Below are 14,947 nucleotides of genomic sequence, written 5' to 3' on the forward strand. Positions count from 1 at the left end.
CAGAGCAAAAAGGTGAGGTGCATCACGCTTCGCTGACGTCGCGCGGTGCCTGAGCGTTTAAAAACGGCAGCAGCAGCAGGGCGGAAATGCCCGCCGCAATGGCGATCACCACGAAGAACCCGGTCCAGTGCCAGACTTCCATCACCTTTGCCAGCGGCCAGCCGGAGAGCGATGCCCCCAGATAAGCGAACAGCCCGACAAACCCGGTTGCCGCGCCCGCCGCCTCTTTGTGCGAACACTCCGCCGCCGCCATGCCGATCAGCATCTGCGGGCCAAAGACAAAGAAACCGGTGGTAAAGAAGCACGCCGCCTGCATCACGTAGCTGGCAAACGGCATCAGCCACAGCGAGCCGACGGAGAGCAAAATCCCGGCGGCAAAAATCAGGTTCATCGGTCCACGGTTGCCGTTAAACAGTTTGTCCGAGCCCCAGCCCGCCACCAGCGCACCGATAAACCCGCCGAGTTCAAACATGGTGACCGCCGTATTAGCGGTGACCAAATCAACGCCCAGCGTCTCCGACATGTACAGATTGCCCCAGTCGTTGATCGCCGCGCGCACCACGTACACCAGCACGTAGCACAGCGAGAGTAACCAGATATACGGGTTCAGCAGCACGTATTTGGTGAGGATCTCTTTGCGGGTCAGCCCCGCGCCTTCCTGCTGTTGGGCGATTTCCAGCTCGTCGTGCCGCCAGTCGCCAACCGGCGGCAAGCCGATGGCCTGCGGGCGGTCACGCAGTCGCCAGCAGAGGAAAACCCCCACCACAATCGCCACCAGCCCGGCAATCATCATCCCGGTACGCCAGCCATAGTGCAGCGCAGCGGCGGCCATCACCATCGGAATTAACGCCCCACCAACATTATGCGCGGTGTTCCACAGCGCCCACCAACCGCCACGTTCGGTGCGCGAATACCAGGCCGTCAGCAGACGGGCGCACACTGGCGATCCCCAGCCCTGGAAGAAGGCATTCAGCGCCCACAGTACGGCAAATGCCCACAGCGAGGTGGAGAAACCAAACAGGATGTTTACCACCCCGGTGGCAATCAGCCCGATGCCCATAAAATAGCGGGCGTTGGAGCGGTCGCTGACGATACCGGAGACAAACTTCGACAAGCCATAGGTGATGTAAAACAGCGTCGCCAACAGGCCGATATCATTGCGGGTGAGTACGCCGCTGGCAAGGATGTCCGGGACTGCAGCGTTAAAGCTTTTACGGGTGAAATAGAACAGCGCGTAGCCAAGCCAGATGGTCAGCAAAATATGCCGCCGCCAGTAGCGGTAGCGGGCATCAATCTCGTGTTTGTCAGTGATAAGCGGCGCATTGGCCGGGGCTTTAAAAAACGTCAGCATCAATGCTCCTTACACGTAGCGCTGAGGCAACGACACGCTGACGCGCGTGCCATGCGTGCAGGAAATCGAGAGCGAACCGCCAAGGGCCGTAATACGCTCACGCATGCCAGTCAGGCCAAATCCTTGTTGATTCGAGCCCGGTGGCAGACCGCAGCCGTCATCTTCAATCACCAGCATTAACCGCTCGTCCTGTTGCCAGGCCTGAAGCGTTACCGCGCTGGCGTTGGCGTGTTTCACAATGTTGTTCAGCCCTTCCTGACAGACGCGAAACAGCGTCACCCGCTGGCTTTCACTGAGTGCCGACTCGTCGATATGCCAGTCGAGATGGCTGACGATGCCGCGACTTTCCAGCTCCATTTCGCGCAGCAGCGAGCGAATAGCCTGTTCCAGCGTCAGATCGTCGAGCTGGCGCGGGCGTAATCGTCCAAGCAGGCGACGCACCGAATCATAGACCCCCAGCGAGAGCTGCTCGATATGCGCCCCGCTTTGCTTCACGCTCGCATTCTCCGGGGCCAGCCGCTGGACAATGCCCGCCTGGGTACGGATGGCGGTGATGGTCTGGCCGATATCGTCATGCAGCTCGCGCGCCACGTCGCGACGCACGCTTTCTTCGGTTTCCAGCAGTCGCTCCGCCAGACGATGGTTACGCGCTAACTCATTTTGCAGCGACTGGTTGAGTTCACGCAGACGCTGAATCCCCGCGCCGAGCAGCAGCCCGGTGAGGCTTTGCGCCAGCAGCGAGAGCAGTAAATCAACGGGGTGATCGTGCCAGGTCTGGCTGGCAATCAGCGCGATGGCGTTCATCAGCGTGGCAATCAGCGCCCCCTGCCAGCCGTAGTGCCAGGCCAGTGCGATGATCGGCAGCGCCAGGCAAAACGGTGTAAAGCGCGACAGCTCGTCCGGCAAACCCAACTGCAGCCACAGACTGACGCTGAACAGCAGCAGGTACCACACCAGATGCCGACCGCGCCAGTTCACCGGCTGGGAGACCACCGCCGGGCCGAGCGGCAGCCAGGTCGTGCTGGTCAGGTAGTGCCAGAACACCAGGCAGATGGGGGCCAGCGTTAGTCCACCGGTCAGGGTCAGCAGCAGCGCAGTCCACGCGACGTCTCCCTGCCCCAGCCACGGTAGCGACTGTAACAGCGCCGCGGCAACCAGCGCCGCCCCCTGCAACAGCAAGGCACGCCAGTCGCGCTGATGGCGATAGCGCCAGATCAACGTCACAGGCAGCAGCGTCAGCAGGCTACCGGTCATCAACAGGGGGAAGTGCGCCAGCGCCACTTCCTGCGCCAGCCAGAAAATCAGCAGCCATTCCGCGCCCAGCAGCACCGGCCAGTAGCCACGCGGACATTGCAGCATCAGCCCCAGTCGCAGGCCGAACGGGAACAGCAACACCGCCAGCTCCGGGCGTTCCACCAGGTGCAGGCTAATGCTCCACAGGCAGAACCAGGCAGCGGAGAAGATAAAGAAACAGGCAACAACGGTGATTAAGCGAGAGAAAAAGGTGTTCATTGCCAGCCGTCAAACATTCGGCGCGCCAGCTCAACGTCGTTACTGACGTTCAGTTTTTCCATCAGATTGGCGCGGTGCACGTGCACCGTTTTCGGCGACAAGCCCAGCTCGGCGGCAATCTCTTTCACCGCCATGCCTTGTGCGAGTTTTTCCGCCACCTGGCGCTCGCGTTTGGTCAACGGATCCTGACGCCCCGCCGCCAGTTTAACGGCGATATCCGGCGTGAGATAGCAGCCGCCGGTCGCCACGGTGTGTACCGCCGCAATCAGTTCGTCCGGGCTACAGCGCTTGGAGAGGAAGCCGCGCGCCCCGGCGTTTAGCGCCTGTTCCACCAGCGCCGGGCTGTCGTGCACGGAGAGCATAATCGTTGCCATCCCTTTGGGGAGCAGACTTAGTAGCTCCAGCCCGGAGATATCCGGCATCGAGATATCGCAGATGCAGACCTGCACGCCACGGCCAGGTAATCCCGCCAACGCCTCAGCGCCTGAACCAAACTCCGCCACAACCTGCAAATCGGGTTCAAGGCCCAGCAGTTGGGCAAAGCCAGAGCGAACGATAGTGTGGTCGTCGATAAGGGCTACGGTGATCATGGGGTTGTCCTGGGGCTGCGAAACGCCTGATGGCGCTGCGCTTATCAGGCCTACAAGAAAGTAGGCCGGATAAGGCGTTTACGCCGCCATCCGGCAAAGGCGCTTACCTTAACGATATACACTTCATCGTTCAAGCCTTGAACGAATTACTCGAAGAACACGCTTATCTTGTTAAACATCGACGGGTCGGACTGGTTGCGCGCGACTTTCACCACATCTTCCAGTTTATCTATCTGACTTACCATCTGTTCCAGACGCTGGTCATCGTTGACCAGTAGCCAGATTCGGCTCTGGTCGCTGCCCTGAATCGGTAGACAGAGAATGCCCTCCACGTTAAACGCGCGACGGGCGAACAGGCCACAAACGTGCGTCATTACGCCAGGGTGGTTACGCACGGTGAGTTCAAGAATTACGTTGTCATGTGTCTGCTGTTGCATGGCTTATTCCCCCACCATCTCTGTATTTGCCGCACCCGGCGGCACCATCGGGTACACTTTTTCTTCCGCATCAATGCGCACGTGGATCAGCGCCGGTCCCGGACGATCGATAATCGCCTGCAGCGCAGCCTGCGGATCCGCTTCGTTATTCAAATCGCAGGTATCGAGACCGAAACCGGCGGCAATCTGCATAAAGTTAATCATCCCCGGATAGGTGGCAGCAAACACGCCCTGTTTGTAGAACAGGCTCTGTTGCTGATACACCAGCCCCAGCGCTTCGTTATTCATCAGGATGATTTTAATATCCAGCTGATTCTCACTGGCCGTCGCCATTTCCTGAATATTCATCATCAGGCTACCGTCGCCGGAGAAGCACAGCACTTTTCTGTCCGGATTCGCCAGCGCCGCACCAATCGCCGCAGGCAGGCCAAACCCCATGGTGCCGAGCCCGCCGGAGGTCAGCCACTGGCGCGGACGGTTCAGCGGGTAAGCCTGCGCCGCCCACATCTGATGCTGACCGACGTCGGTGGTGATGATCGCGCTGTCGTCCACACAGGCAGCAACCGCATTAATCAGCCCATAATGACTAAGCGGATTTTTTTCCTGCGGGATGGTGCACGGAAATTCTTGCTGCAGGTCGGATACCTGCTGATGCCAGGCTTCACGCGGTTGCGCTTCAATCAGCGGGATCAACTGTGCCAGCACCTCATCTACATCCGCCTGAATCGCCACGTGCGGCTGTTTGATTTTACCCAGCTCCGCACGGTCGATATCTACGTGGATAATTTTGGCATTTGGACAGAACTCCTCGGTTTTACCAATCGCCCGGTCATCAAAACGAGCCCCCAGCACAATCAATAAATCCGCTTCTTGCAGAATGAAGTTGGTGCTGCGCGCGCCGTGCATCCCCAGCATGCCTAACGACAGTGGATGCGCTTTGGGCAGCATACCGAGCGCCATTAAGGTCATGGTTGTGGGCAGCGTGGCTTTTTCTGCCAGTTCACGCACCCGCTCCGGGGCGTTAATAACCCCACCTCCGAGATACAGCACCGGGCGTTGAGCTGCGTTGATCATCGCAGCGGCATCACGGATGCTATCCGCGCTAAAGGCAGGTGCGGGCGCTTTTTCAGCCGGTACGGGCAGCTCTTCAATTTCAAACACGGCAGTTTGAATATCCTTAGGAATGTCTATCCACACCGGGCCCGGACGGCCTGACTGCGCAATGCGGAAGGCATCGCTCATAACCTGGGGCAATTCATTGATATGGCGGACCAGATAGTTGTGCTTGGTGATGGGAATCGCAATGCCGTAGGTGTCGACTTCCTGGAAGGCGTCGGTGCCGATCATCGAGGCCGGAACCTGACCGGTGATACACACCAGCGGGATGGAATCCAGTCGTGCATCGGCAATGGCGGTCACCAGGTTGGTTGCGCCCGGTCCGCTACATGCCATACATACGGCGGGCTTGCCGTCGGTTCGCGCCATCCCCTGGGCGATAAACCCCGCGCCCTGCTCGTGGCGCGCCAGGATATGACGGATTTGCGTGCTTTGGCTTAAGGCGTCGTAGACGGGGAGAATCGAGCCACCCGGAATACCGGTGACCACCGTAATGCCCTGGCGCTCCAGGAAATGAACGATGAATTCTGCGCCCGTAAAGCGCGTACGCTTGGATGTTATGCCCGAACTTGCCATGCTCCAGTCCTTTTATTCTGGGCCTTTGCTCCGGGCAGGTCTCTTAAACGAAAAACCCCGCCCGGTTTGCGCCGGCGGGGTTTTGGAATCGTGTGTTCCGGACCCTACGGCGCATTGCCGACGACCACCACCACACGCACGACGACCACTGCGCGAGATGGCGCAGTTTTTAGTAGGGTCGCAGTCAGCATGGAAGGGTTCATTAGGGACCTTGTCTGTTTGTTGGTTAACAGGATTTATACAAACACAGGTTTTTCAGCGTGACAATGGAAAAATTTTCATCTGCGCAAAAATGCGTCAACGATCACGTTTCATTGTATGTTGTGCAAAAACAAAAAACCCCGCCGGAGCGAGGTTTTCATCAGCGTTGTGCGGTTGGTTTCCGCCAGACACACTGTGTTATGTCAACGCAAAAAGTATACGCGTTCTGCGAAATACACGCAATTTCGGCACGAATTTTGATGTTTTAGAGTATGGATGAATAATGGCGTCGCACTCAAAAATTACTGTTTATTTATACAGTAATTCTCTGTAATGTCACCGTACGCAATGTGTTATGCGGGGGCCGCAGAGTAAACCGGCGCAACAAAGTCCTGGCTGAAACGGGTGGTGCCGTCAGCGCCTTAACCCCCGTGTGAGCACGCTGTGTTATGTCAACAAAGGTGCTGGCAACAGGCAGCGGCGAGGTACGCCAGCATCGTGCTCCTTGTACCAAAAGGAGAGCGTATGAGCCTCGTGGATATCACCCTTCTTATCCTGAAACTCATTGTTGCTGCACTGCAACTACTTGATGCTGTTCTGAAGTACATAAAATAATTCAGATTCAAGTCGCACCTAAGGGGAGTGGGCAACCACTCCCCTTTCACCGTTACCCAGGTGCGCGTAGCTCGACAATATGTTACGTTTTTATGACGCTATCAGGGACGAAGACCGCTATGACGCTTTCTGTTTTCTGCATTTTGCTGTTCGCCGCGCTGCTCCATGCCAGCTGGAATGCCATCGTAAAAGCAGGAAACGACAAGTTGTATTCCGCCATCAGCGTCAGCGGATCGGCTGCCGTCATGGCGTTGATTTTTCTGCCTTTTGCACCTCATCCTTCTGCCGCCAGCCTGCCATACTTAGCGGTCTCAACCGCATTACAGGTGGTGTATACCGTGCTGGTCGCTAAGACCTATCAGGTCTCGGATATGAGCCAGACCTATCCCTTAATGCGCGGTACAGCCCCACTGCTGGTCGCGATCATCAGCGTTCTGTTCCTCGGCGATAGCCTGTCGATGCTCGCCTGGGTGGGTATCGCCACCATCTGTCTGGCGATCCTCGGCATGGCGTTTAACGGGCGCAGCAGCTCACAGCGGGGCATTGTTTTGGCGTTAATTAACGCCTGCTTTATCGCTGGCTATACGCTGGTGGATGGTACCGGCGTACGACTCTCAGAGACCGCGCTGGGCTATACGCTGTGGACCTTCTTTCTCAACGGCTCCTGTCTGCTCACCTGGGCGATGCTTGCCCGACGCCGGGAGGCATCACGCTATCTGGCGCAGCAATGGAAGAAAGGCATTTTGGGCGGCATCGGCACCATGGGCTCTTACGGTCTGGCGTTGTGGGCAATGACGCAGGCCCCGCTTGCGGTGGTCGCTGCGCTGCGGGAAACCTCCATCTTATTTGGTGCCCTGCTCGCCTGGCTGCTGCTTAAAGAAAAGGTCGCCGGAATACGCCTTATCGCCGCGGCGGGGATTGCCGTCGGAGCCATATTATTACGTTTATCCTGATCGTAGGATGTGCATTCCGGCAACATTTATTGCCGCTATTTGTTTACATTTCCTGCCGCTTACCGCCCCACCTTTGTAGTGATCAATATGGTCTTCTTTTTTTAATGTGGTAGATTCCACGCGCATTTAGCGGAATGTTCAGCACCTTATTCTTCTTTTTTCTCTTTTTTAAAAGTAATCAGCGAAATGAAAAGGCATAGAAGCGTCAATTTGTTGTTGATGTTGGTACTCCTGGTGGCGGTAGGCCAGATGGCACAAACCATTTATATCCCCGCCATTGCCGATATGGCGCGTGAACTCAACGTTCGTGAAGGGGCGGTACAAAGCGTAATGGCGGCTTACCTGCTGACCTACGGCTTGTCGCAGCTGGTTTACGGTCCCCTTTCCGACCGTGTAGGGCGCCGTCCGGTGATCCTCACCGGAATGTCTATTTTTATGCTGGCTACGCTGGTCGCCATTACAACCCATAGCCTGACGGTACTGATTATCGCCAGCGCCATTCAGGGGATGGGAACGGGTGTCGGCGGTGTGATGGCGCGAACCTTACCGCGCGATCTGTATGAGGGCACTCAACTTCGTCACGCTAACAGCCTGTTAAACATGGGTATTCTTGTCAGCCCTCTGTTAGCACCGCTGATTGGCGGTATGCTGGACACGATGTGGAACTGGCGCGCCTGCTATATTTTCCTGTTAATTCTGTGCGCGGGCGTAACGTTTAGCATGGCGCGCTGGATGCCGGAAACGCGCCCGGCGGGCGCGCCGCGACCACGGCTTATCGCCAGCTACAAAACCCTGTTTGGCAACGGCGCATTCACCTGTTACGTACTGATGCTCATCGGCGGACTGGCGGGCGTTGCCGTCTTCGAAGCCTGCTCCGGGGTATTGCTGGGCGCTGGATTAGGCTTAAGCAGCATGGCGGTCAGTATCCTGTTTATTCTGCCGATCCCGGCGGCGTTTTTCGGTGCGTGGTTCGCTGGTCGCCCGAACAAGCGCTTCTCAACGCTGATGTGGCAGTCGGTTATCTGCTGCCTGGTGGCCGGTTTGATGATGTGGATCCCGGGCCTGCTTGACGTGATGAACGTCTGGACGTTACTGATCCCCGCCGCGCTGTTCTTCTTTGGTGCCGGGATGCTGTTCCCGCTCGCCACCAGCGGCGCGATGGAACCCTTCCCGTTCCTGGCAGGTACCGCCGGGGCGCTGGTAGGTGGTTTACAAAATATTGGTTCCGGCGTGCTGGCATGGCTTTCCGCGATGATGCCTCAAACCGGACAGGCCAGCCTGGGTCTGCTGATGACCCTTATGGGTGTGTTGATTCTGGTGTGCTGGTTGCCGCTGGCGTCACGCGTGTCTCATCAGGAGCAGGCGGTTTAAGTGAGTGATGGCCCGGTTTATCGCCGGGCTTTTCACAGTCAGGCGCAATCATTGTATTCAGTAGCAGCTCCAGCGCCGGACGCCAGGCTCCTTCCTCGCCATCATAAAACTGCGTATCTGCATTGATAGCATAGGGAATTTTTACTTTCTTCAGCTCACAGGCCATAAAGCGGGCAAACGCCATCTGCGAGGCCGAAGGCACATTTTTGATCGTCTCTCCCGGCGCCCATCCTCCCACCCAACTGACATGACCGGTCTTCTGCTGCCAGTGAACCGCGCTGTTAATGCGGGCGCGAATTGCCGCCTTTTCTGCCGCCGTACCCGACGTCCACGGATACTTACCGTTATTTTTTAGCGGTCCCCACGGGAAGATATGCCATTCGGCCAGTACATTATTCTGACTTTGCGGCGGCAGTTTCAGGTTCGACAGCTCTTCCGGCGCGGCGCGCAGGCGAGGCGCGACAAAAATCATGCGTTGGGGATCGATAGCGTGAATCATACGAATCGTTTTGTCATACACCCGATTGAGCGAGGCCTGATTATGATTAAGCTTATCAGCAGGTTCGTAGATCAGGTCAAACCCCAGTAACGGCGAGCTTTGACCAAAGTAATGCGCGACGGCCACCCACCAGTTAATCACCTCTTTTTCGTTGCTGATGCTGGGGTCTTTTTTATACTCGTCTGCCTGATAAGCAATAATCGGGATCACGCCATAGCGCTCACAGGCTTCCACCAGCTTACGCAGATGGATAAGCCGGGCCTCCGTTGGCTCTCCGGACACGCGAATACGCACATGGGCGAGTCCCTTAGCCTGAAAGTCCCGCACCACCAGCGGGTCAAACTCGCGAATGCCCCGTTCGGTGCGCGCCCAGTCCACATCCATCCCTACGCCCAGTTGCTGTGCATAGTGCGTCGCCGTCAGCGGAGGTTGTGCCGCATAGACAGTGGCGCTGGCGAGCAGCAACAGAGAAGCAAGCGGCTTTAACACGGTGATCCTCAGGTAAATCATCAGGTGTGATTCACGTATTTAGCATGATTTCTGACGCCGGGTGTAGAGAGAAAGCGTAAAAATATTCGTGGCTCACCTCGATTATTTTACCTGCTCCTGTAACCAGCCAATAAACGCCTCGATTTTCGGCCACTGCCGGCCAGGTAGCGTGGTGATGTAATAGTGCTGATGGCATTTCAGCGCCATATCGCCAAAGGGGGCGACCAGTTCTCCGCTATCGAGGCGTTTTTGCACCAGCCGTTTGCGTCCCATCGCCACGCCGATGTGGTTCATGGCGGCAATCACCGCTAAATCTGAACGATCGAAGCCAATGCCCGACGATGTCGGCAAATTCACTTCATAATGTTGCGCCCAGCTGTGCCATTCATCGGTGCCCGAGTCATTACTCCACGCCTGCCGGTCATGCAATAAGGTGCAGTGCGACAGATTCACCAGGGAATCCGTCAGATCATAGCGGCGGGCGTAATCCGGGCTGCACACCGGCAAGATCGCTTCATCCATCAGAAAATGATGCGTGAGCTGCGCAGACGGCGCATCATCAAAATAGATGGCCAGGTCAATTCCGGCACGCTGCATATTGACGTTGTCATTCCCGGTCAGCATGGTCAGCGAAATCGACGGGTAACGGCGGGTAAAGTCACCAAGCGCCGGAACCAGCCAGCACTGGGCAATAGAGGGGCGTGAGTACACAGTGAGCGTCCCAGACAGCTCCTGGTTTTTGATGTCGAGAATTTCCTGGTTGAGCGTATCCAGCGACGATTTCAGCGCCCAGAACACCCGCTTGCCTTCATGCGTGAGTTCGACTTTGCGATGTGAACGGACAAACAGCTGGATGCCCAGTTCCTCTTCCAGTTGATTAATACGGTGACTGACGGCGCTGGGACTTAACGACAGTTCGTCTGCTGCCAGCGCAAACGACTGATGCCTGGCCGCCACTTCAAAGGTATAAAGTTTTGACAGCTGCCAGCCATTGAGTAGCCGATTTCTGACCTCACGTACGGGATCCATACTCACCTCTTTCATCCTGATTCTTTCGCCGAAGTGTAAAAAAATCCGCTGTAAAAATCAGCGTAAAGATGAATCATAGTGAACCATATCGCATTATCAGGCCGTTATTAGAGGTAAATCACCAGTTTGATTCAATATGGCTCATGTGAAAGAGGATTTTTATCGTTTGTCAGCGAGTGCCTTATTTTTGTCCAATAGACCCAGGCTATAACGTCAGGTTAATCACAGGGCAAGGTGAGTTATGCACTCTCAAATCTGGGTTGTGAGCACGCTGCTGATAAGTATCGTGTTAATCGTTTTGACCATCGTGAAGTTTAAATTTCACCCGTTTCTGGCGCTGCTGTTAGCCAGTTTCTTTGTGGGTACCATGATGGGCATGGGGCCGCTGGATATGGTCAATGCCATTGAGAGTGGCATCGGCGGCACGCTGGGCTTCCTCGCCGCGGTTATCGGCCTGGGGACTATTCTGGGCAAAATGATGGAGGTGTCCGGCGCGGCAGAACGCATTGGCCTGACACTACAGCGCTGCCGCTGGCTTTCTGCCGACGTCATTATGGTGCTGGTCGGCCTGATTTGCGGGATCACGCTGTTCGTTGAAGTGGGCGTGGTGTTATTGATTCCGCTGGCATTCTCTATCGCTAAAAAAACCAATACCTCACTACTGAAGCTGGCGATCCCGCTGTGTACAGCGCTGATGGCGGTGCACTGCGTCGTCCCGCCGCATCCGGCGGCCCTGTTCGTGGCCAACAAGCTGGGTGCCGATATTGGTACGGTGATCGTTTACGGTTTACTGGTTGGCTTGATGGCATCGCTAATCGGCGGACCGCTGTACCTGAAATTCCTCGGCAACCGTCTACCGTTTAAACCGGTTCCGGCTGAGTTTTCCGACCTGAAGGTTCGCGACGAAAGTACACTGCCATCGCTCGGTGCCACGCTGTTTACCGTGCTGCTGCCGATTGGCCTGATGCTGATGAAGACCGTCGCTGAGCTGAATATGGCGAAAGGCAGCACGGTTTATACGCTGCTGGAGTTTATTGGTAACCCGATCACCGCCATGTTTATCGCCGTGTTTGTGGCCTATTACATTCTCGGTCTGCGCCAGCATATCGGCATGAGTGCGCTGTTAACCCATACTGAAAATGGCTTTGGCTCCATTGCCAACATCCTGCTGATTATCGGTGCGGGCGGCGCGTTCAACGCTATCCTCAAGAGCAGCGGACTGGCGGATACGCTGGCACTGATCCTCTCGAACATGCATATGCACCCGATTCTGCTGGCTTGGCTGGTGGCGTTAATCCTGCATGCCGCTGTCGGTTCCGCCACGGTGGCGATGATGGGCGCCACGGCAATTGTGGCACCGATGCTGCCGCTCTATCCCAACGTTAGTCCGGAGATTATCGCTATTGCCATCGGTTCCGGTGCAATTGGCTGCACGATCGTCACGGACTCCCTCTTCTGGCTGGTGAAGCAGTACTGCGGCGCTACCCTGAATGAGACGTTTAAATACTATACGACAGCGACATTTATCGCGTCGGTGATTGCACTGGCGTGCACATTCCTGCTTTCCTTTATCATCTAAGCGCAAAGAGACGTCCTATGGAAAACATGCAAAAACTTATCGCCCAGTATCCGTTAGTGGAGGATCTGGTCGCACTGAAAGAAACGACCTGGTTTAACCCGGGCACCACCTCTCTTGCGGAAGGTTTACCTTATGTTGGCCTGACGGAAGATGACGTTAAGGATGCTCACGCCCGTCTGGCGCGCTTTGCGCCGTATCTGGCAAAAGCTTTCCCGGAAACCGCGGCCACCGGCGGTATTATCGAATCTGAGTTGGCCGCCATTCCCGCCATGCAGAAGCGGCTGGAAAAAGAGTACGGACAGCCAATCAACGGCGAAATTCTGCTGAAAAAAGACAGCCACCTGCCGATTTCCGGCTCGATTAAAGCCCGTGGCGGCATTTATGAAGTGCTGACCCACGCCGAAAAACTGGCGCTGGAAGCGGGTCTGCTGACCACGGAAGATGATTACAGCGTACTGCTTTCACCTGAATTCAAACAGTTCTTTAGCCAGTACAGCATCGCCGTCGGCTCAACCGGTAACCTCGGGATGTCGATCGGCATCATGAGCGCCCGCATTGGCTTTAAGGTGACGGTGCATATGTCCGCTGACGCACGTGCATGGAAAAAAGCCAAACTGCGCAGCCACGGCGTGACGGTGGTGGAGTACGAAGAAGATTACGGCGTGGCGGTTGAACAGGGCCGCAAGGCGGCGGAGTCTGACCCGAACTGCTTCTTTATCGACGACGAAAACTCCCGCACGCTGTTCTTAGGCTATGCGGTTGCCGGGCAGCGTTTGAAGGCGCAGTTCACGCAGCAGGGCCGCGTGGTAGATGCCGACCATCCGTTGTTTGTTTATCTGCCATGCGGTGTCGGCGGCGGCCCTGGCGGCGTGGCATTTGGCCTGAAGTTGGCGTTCGGCGATAACGTACACTGCTTCTTTGCAGAGCCGACCCATTCACCGTGCATGCTGCTCGGGGTTTACACCGGGCTGCACGATGAAATCTCTGTACAGGAGATTGGCATTGATAATCTGACTGCAGCCGATGGCCTGGCGGTGGGTCGGGCTTCTGGTTTTGTGGGGCGTGCGATGGAGCGTCTACTCGACGGCTTGTACACCCTTGATGACCAGACCATGTACGACATGCTGGGCTGGCTGGCGCAGGAGGAAGGGATTCGCCTTGAGCCTTCGGCACTGGCGGGGATGGCCGGTCCGCAGCGCGTTTGCGCGTCAACTGACTATCAACAAATGCACGGCTTCAGTGCTGAGCAGCTCAATAACGCCACGCACCTGGTGTGGGCCACCGGCGGCGGCATGGTACCGGAAGCCGAAATGGCGCAGTACCTGGCCAAAGGTCGTTAAACGCCGCTGAGCTTAACGCAGCATCGCCATCAGCTCCATCGGTGAGCGATGCTGCTTAAGCAGGTCACGCATGACGCGCATATGCGGCGCTGTGTGGTCAAAGAAAGCCTGGTAGCCTGCACACAGTCCGCCCTTGCCGCTATCATCACAATATGCAGGGCACTCACCACGATAGAATTGCAACAGGGAACATGACTGGCAGCGCGCGTTCATCTGTGAAAGCGTCTGTCGATTGGTTTGTCCCGTCCGACCACACCACCGATTCAACGTTTCATCAAAAAGCGGAATAGATATTCGTGATATATCCTCACGAACCCAGATATCAAATACCGTATTTAAAAACCGTCCCCAGTCTTCCGCTGTAACGGAGGCCGCGGTCAGACACCCTTTTTCATCGCGTTCAACCAGGGGAATAAACTGCGCCGCACGAACGCCTGCTTGTTGTAAATTACGATATAAATCAACAGAATGTTGACATTTCTGGTGATCTACCACCACCTTAATCATTCCCTCACTAACATCCATGTCCTCACATCCTGTCATGCAAAAGTCCCGATATATACGATAAGTTGGCGAACGTGTGTTACAGCAAACAGTATTGCGAGAGATAACACCGCGAGGGAGATCATAAATTTGTCACGCACCGCGCGAGATTCAGAAAAATCGCTATGCGTGACGTCCATCAGATTACGACTGCGGGTATAGCGCCAGAGAATCATTGCCACAATCGCCAACACAGCAATCGAAGCCCAGAATAACGCTCCAGCCTGATGCCAGTTATGCTTAATCGCCAGCGCCATCAGCGCGCCATAACCTAACAACGTGCGAAACCAGGCCAGCGATGTCCGTTCAGGTTGTAGCCCAGGATCGGACTGACGACGCGCTTTACGACTATCCGGCATACAGCACCAGCGCCATGACAATCACCGCCACAAGCGTCAGCATTACGCTGATAATCAGCAGGCTGTTGGTGTAGGGCATGTCCTCCTTCAGACGCATCGCTCTCTCGTTACGCAACCAGCGCAGGTAGCCATAAATCGCCAGACCACCGGCAAACAAGCACAGCAGCAGCGCCAGTAGTTCACGAATAACCGGCGTGGCGAAATCCGGTGCCAGTTGATCAAGACCCACACCGGCTGCCAGAAATCCCAGCGCAGTGCGGATCCACGCCAGAAAGGTACGCTCATTTGCCAGCGAGAAGCGGTAATCAGGCGCTTCTCCGAGGCGGGAAATCTTCATTATGGCTCCTTCAATGTTGTTGTCTGGTCGTTATACCGGAACAGTTAAGG

Annotated in this window: 16 protein-coding genes; 5 read left to right on the forward strand and 11 right to left on the reverse strand. The window is 56.2% G+C overall.

Translation table 11 applies throughout. The features are described from left to right. Positions 1-22 precede the first annotated feature (22 nt). From QNN86_RS10790 to ivbL, 6 genes are all read right to left on the reverse strand, one after another. Positions 23-1,351, reverse strand: coding sequence for an MFS transporter (locus QNN86_RS10790; RefSeq protein WP_181618242.1), 1,329 nt, complete (start codon positions 1,349-1,351; stop codon positions 23-25). A 9-nt stretch (positions 1,352-1,360) separates the two neighbouring features. Continuing rightward, the gene (uhpB, locus tag QNN86_RS10795; RefSeq protein ID WP_181618241.1) at positions 1,361-2,863 is read right to left on the reverse strand and encodes a signal transduction histidine-protein kinase/phosphatase UhpB; all 1,503 of its coding nucleotides are present in this window, start codon (positions 2,861-2,863) and stop codon (positions 1,361-1,363) included. Further along, positions 2,860-3,453, reverse strand: a complete 594-nt coding sequence (uhpA, locus tag QNN86_RS10800) for a transcriptional regulator UhpA (RefSeq protein WP_181618240.1) — start codon at positions 3,451-3,453, stop codon at positions 2,860-2,862. Before uhpA ends, uhpB begins: the two co-directional genes overlap by 4 nt. A gap of 146 nt (positions 3,454-3,599) precedes the next feature. Further along, positions 3,600-3,890, reverse strand: a complete 291-nt coding sequence (gene ilvN / locus QNN86_RS10805; protein ID WP_181618239.1) for an acetolactate synthase small subunit — start codon at positions 3,888-3,890, stop codon at positions 3,600-3,602. A 3-nt stretch (positions 3,891-3,893) separates the two neighbouring features. After that, positions 3,894-5,582: an acetolactate synthase large subunit gene (gene ilvB / locus QNN86_RS10810; protein WP_181618238.1), complete on the reverse strand. Its 1,689-nt coding sequence runs from the start codon at positions 5,580-5,582 to the stop codon at positions 3,894-3,896. A gap of 104 nt (positions 5,583-5,686) precedes the next feature. Further along, positions 5,687-5,785, reverse strand: a complete 99-nt coding sequence (gene ivbL, locus QNN86_RS10815) for an ilvB operon leader peptide IvbL (RefSeq protein WP_096759014.1) — start codon at positions 5,783-5,785, stop codon at positions 5,687-5,689. A 523-nt stretch (positions 5,786-6,308) separates the two neighbouring features. Between ivbL and tisB the strand changes: the two genes are divergently transcribed. The 3 genes from tisB (at position 6,309) to emrD (ending at position 8,722) form a co-directional block, all read left to right on the forward strand. Continuing rightward, positions 6,309-6,398: a type I toxin-antitoxin system toxin TisB gene (gene tisB, locus QNN86_RS10820; protein WP_181618237.1), complete on the forward strand. Its 90-nt coding sequence runs from the start codon at positions 6,309-6,311 to the stop codon at positions 6,396-6,398. 92 nt (positions 6,399-6,490) lie between these two features. Beyond that, on the forward strand, positions 6,491-7,351 hold the full coding sequence (locus QNN86_RS10825; protein ID WP_181618236.1) for a DMT family transporter: 861 nt from the start codon (positions 6,491-6,493) through the stop codon (positions 7,349-7,351). A 186-nt stretch (positions 7,352-7,537) separates the two neighbouring features. Beyond that, entirely contained in the window at positions 7,538-8,722 is a 1,185-nt protein-coding gene (emrD, locus tag QNN86_RS10830; protein WP_181618235.1) for a multidrug efflux MFS transporter EmrD, read from the forward strand. Here the strand turns inward: emrD and QNN86_RS10835 are convergent. Both QNN86_RS10835 and dsdC read right to left on the reverse strand, forming a co-directional pair. Next, positions 8,649-9,731, reverse strand: coding sequence for a cellulase family glycosylhydrolase (locus QNN86_RS10835; protein WP_181618234.1), 1,083 nt, complete (start codon positions 9,729-9,731; stop codon positions 8,649-8,651). The genes emrD and QNN86_RS10835 overlap by 74 nt on opposite strands. Before the next feature lie 81 nt (positions 9,732-9,812). Next, positions 9,813-10,739 carry a DNA-binding transcriptional regulator DsdC gene (gene dsdC, locus QNN86_RS10840; RefSeq protein ID WP_414211094.1) on the reverse strand — a complete coding sequence of 309 codons (927 nt, stop codon included), beginning with the start codon at positions 10,737-10,739 and terminating at the stop codon, positions 9,813-9,815. A gap of 241 nt (positions 10,740-10,980) precedes the next feature. On the opposite strand from dsdC, the gene dsdX reads away from it, so the two are divergent. Both dsdX and dsdA read left to right on the forward strand, forming a co-directional pair. Beyond that, on the forward strand, positions 10,981-12,318 hold the full coding sequence (dsdX, locus tag QNN86_RS10845; RefSeq protein WP_414211072.1) for a D-serine transporter DsdX: 1,338 nt from the start codon (positions 10,981-10,983) through the stop codon (positions 12,316-12,318). Positions 12,319-12,335: 17 nt separating this feature from the next. Beyond that, positions 12,336-13,658: a D-serine ammonia-lyase gene (gene dsdA / locus QNN86_RS10850; RefSeq protein WP_414211073.1), complete on the forward strand. Its 1,323-nt coding sequence runs from the start codon at positions 12,336-12,338 to the stop codon at positions 13,656-13,658. A 12-nt stretch (positions 13,659-13,670) separates the two neighbouring features. On the opposite strand, the gene QNN86_RS10855 is transcribed toward dsdA, so the two are convergent. From QNN86_RS10855 to QNN86_RS10865, 3 genes are read right to left on the reverse strand one after another with little or no spacing between them, the layout of a single operon-like run. Further along, positions 13,671-14,201, reverse strand: coding sequence for a radical SAM protein (locus tag QNN86_RS10855; protein ID WP_414211074.1), 531 nt, complete (start codon positions 14,199-14,201; stop codon positions 13,671-13,673). Then, positions 14,198-14,560: a DUF202 domain-containing protein gene (locus tag QNN86_RS10860; RefSeq protein ID WP_414211075.1), complete on the reverse strand. Its 363-nt coding sequence runs from the start codon at positions 14,558-14,560 to the stop codon at positions 14,198-14,200. The genes QNN86_RS10855 and QNN86_RS10860 overlap by 4 nt, the downstream gene beginning before the upstream one ends. After that, positions 14,550-14,897 (reverse strand): YidH family protein, encoded by a 348-nt coding sequence (locus tag QNN86_RS10865; protein ID WP_181618231.1) that lies wholly within the window; start codon positions 14,895-14,897, stop codon positions 14,550-14,552. Before QNN86_RS10865 ends, QNN86_RS10860 begins: the two co-directional genes overlap by 11 nt. Positions 14,898-14,947: the final 50 nt, after the last annotated feature.

This window comes from Citrobacter sp. C348 (genome assembly GCF_047467975.1).
Taxonomy (GTDB): domain Bacteria; phylum Pseudomonadota; class Gammaproteobacteria; order Enterobacterales; family Enterobacteriaceae; genus Citrobacter; species Citrobacter gillenii.

What these genes read in the sequence shown, in the direction of transcription:
- QNN86_RS10790 (WP_181618242.1), bottom strand. Translation starts at nt 1,351, where the DNA reads ATGCTGACGTTTTTTAAAGCCCCGGCCAATGCGCCGCTTATCACTGAC.
- uhpB (WP_181618241.1), bottom strand. Translation starts at nt 2,863, where the DNA reads ATGAACACCTTTTTCTCTCGCTTAATCACCGTTGTTGCCTGTTTCTTT.
- uhpA (WP_181618240.1), bottom strand. Translation starts at nt 3,453, where the DNA reads ATGATCACCGTAGCCCTTATCGACGACCACACTATCGTTCGCTCTGGC.
- ilvN (WP_181618239.1), bottom strand. Translation starts at nt 3,890, where the DNA reads ATGCAACAGCAGACACATGACAACGTAATTCTTGAACTCACCGTGCGT.
- ilvB (WP_181618238.1), bottom strand. Translation starts at nt 5,582, where the DNA reads ATGGCAAGTTCGGGCATAACATCCAAGCGTACGCGCTTTACGGGCGCA.
- ivbL (WP_096759014.1), bottom strand. Translation starts at nt 5,785, where the DNA reads ATGAACCCTTCCATGCTGACTGCGACCCTACTAAAAACTGCGCCATCT.
- tisB (WP_181618237.1), top strand. Translation starts at nt 6,309, where the DNA reads ATGAGCCTCGTGGATATCACCCTTCTTATCCTGAAACTCATTGTTGCT.
- QNN86_RS10825 (WP_181618236.1), top strand. Translation starts at nt 6,491, where the DNA reads ATGACGCTATCAGGGACGAAGACCGCTATGACGCTTTCTGTTTTCTGC.
- emrD (WP_181618235.1), top strand. Translation starts at nt 7,538, where the DNA reads ATGAAAAGGCATAGAAGCGTCAATTTGTTGTTGATGTTGGTACTCCTG.
- QNN86_RS10835 (WP_181618234.1), bottom strand. Translation starts at nt 9,731, where the DNA reads ATGATTTACCTGAGGATCACCGTGTTAAAGCCGCTTGCTTCTCTGTTG.
- dsdC (WP_414211094.1), bottom strand. Translation starts at nt 10,739, where the DNA reads ATGGATCCCGTACGTGAGGTCAGAAATCGGCTACTCAATGGCTGGCAG.
- dsdX (WP_414211072.1), top strand. Translation starts at nt 10,981, where the DNA reads ATGCACTCTCAAATCTGGGTTGTGAGCACGCTGCTGATAAGTATCGTG.
- dsdA (WP_414211073.1), top strand. Translation starts at nt 12,336, where the DNA reads ATGGAAAACATGCAAAAACTTATCGCCCAGTATCCGTTAGTGGAGGAT.
- QNN86_RS10855 (WP_414211074.1), bottom strand. Translation starts at nt 14,201, where the DNA reads ATGACAGGATGTGAGGACATGGATGTTAGTGAGGGAATGATTAAGGTG.
- QNN86_RS10860 (WP_414211075.1), bottom strand. Translation starts at nt 14,560, where the DNA reads ATGCCGGATAGTCGTAAAGCGCGTCGTCAGTCCGATCCTGGGCTACAA.
- QNN86_RS10865 (WP_181618231.1), bottom strand. Translation starts at nt 14,897, where the DNA reads ATGAAGATTTCCCGCCTCGGAGAAGCGCCTGATTACCGCTTCTCGCTG.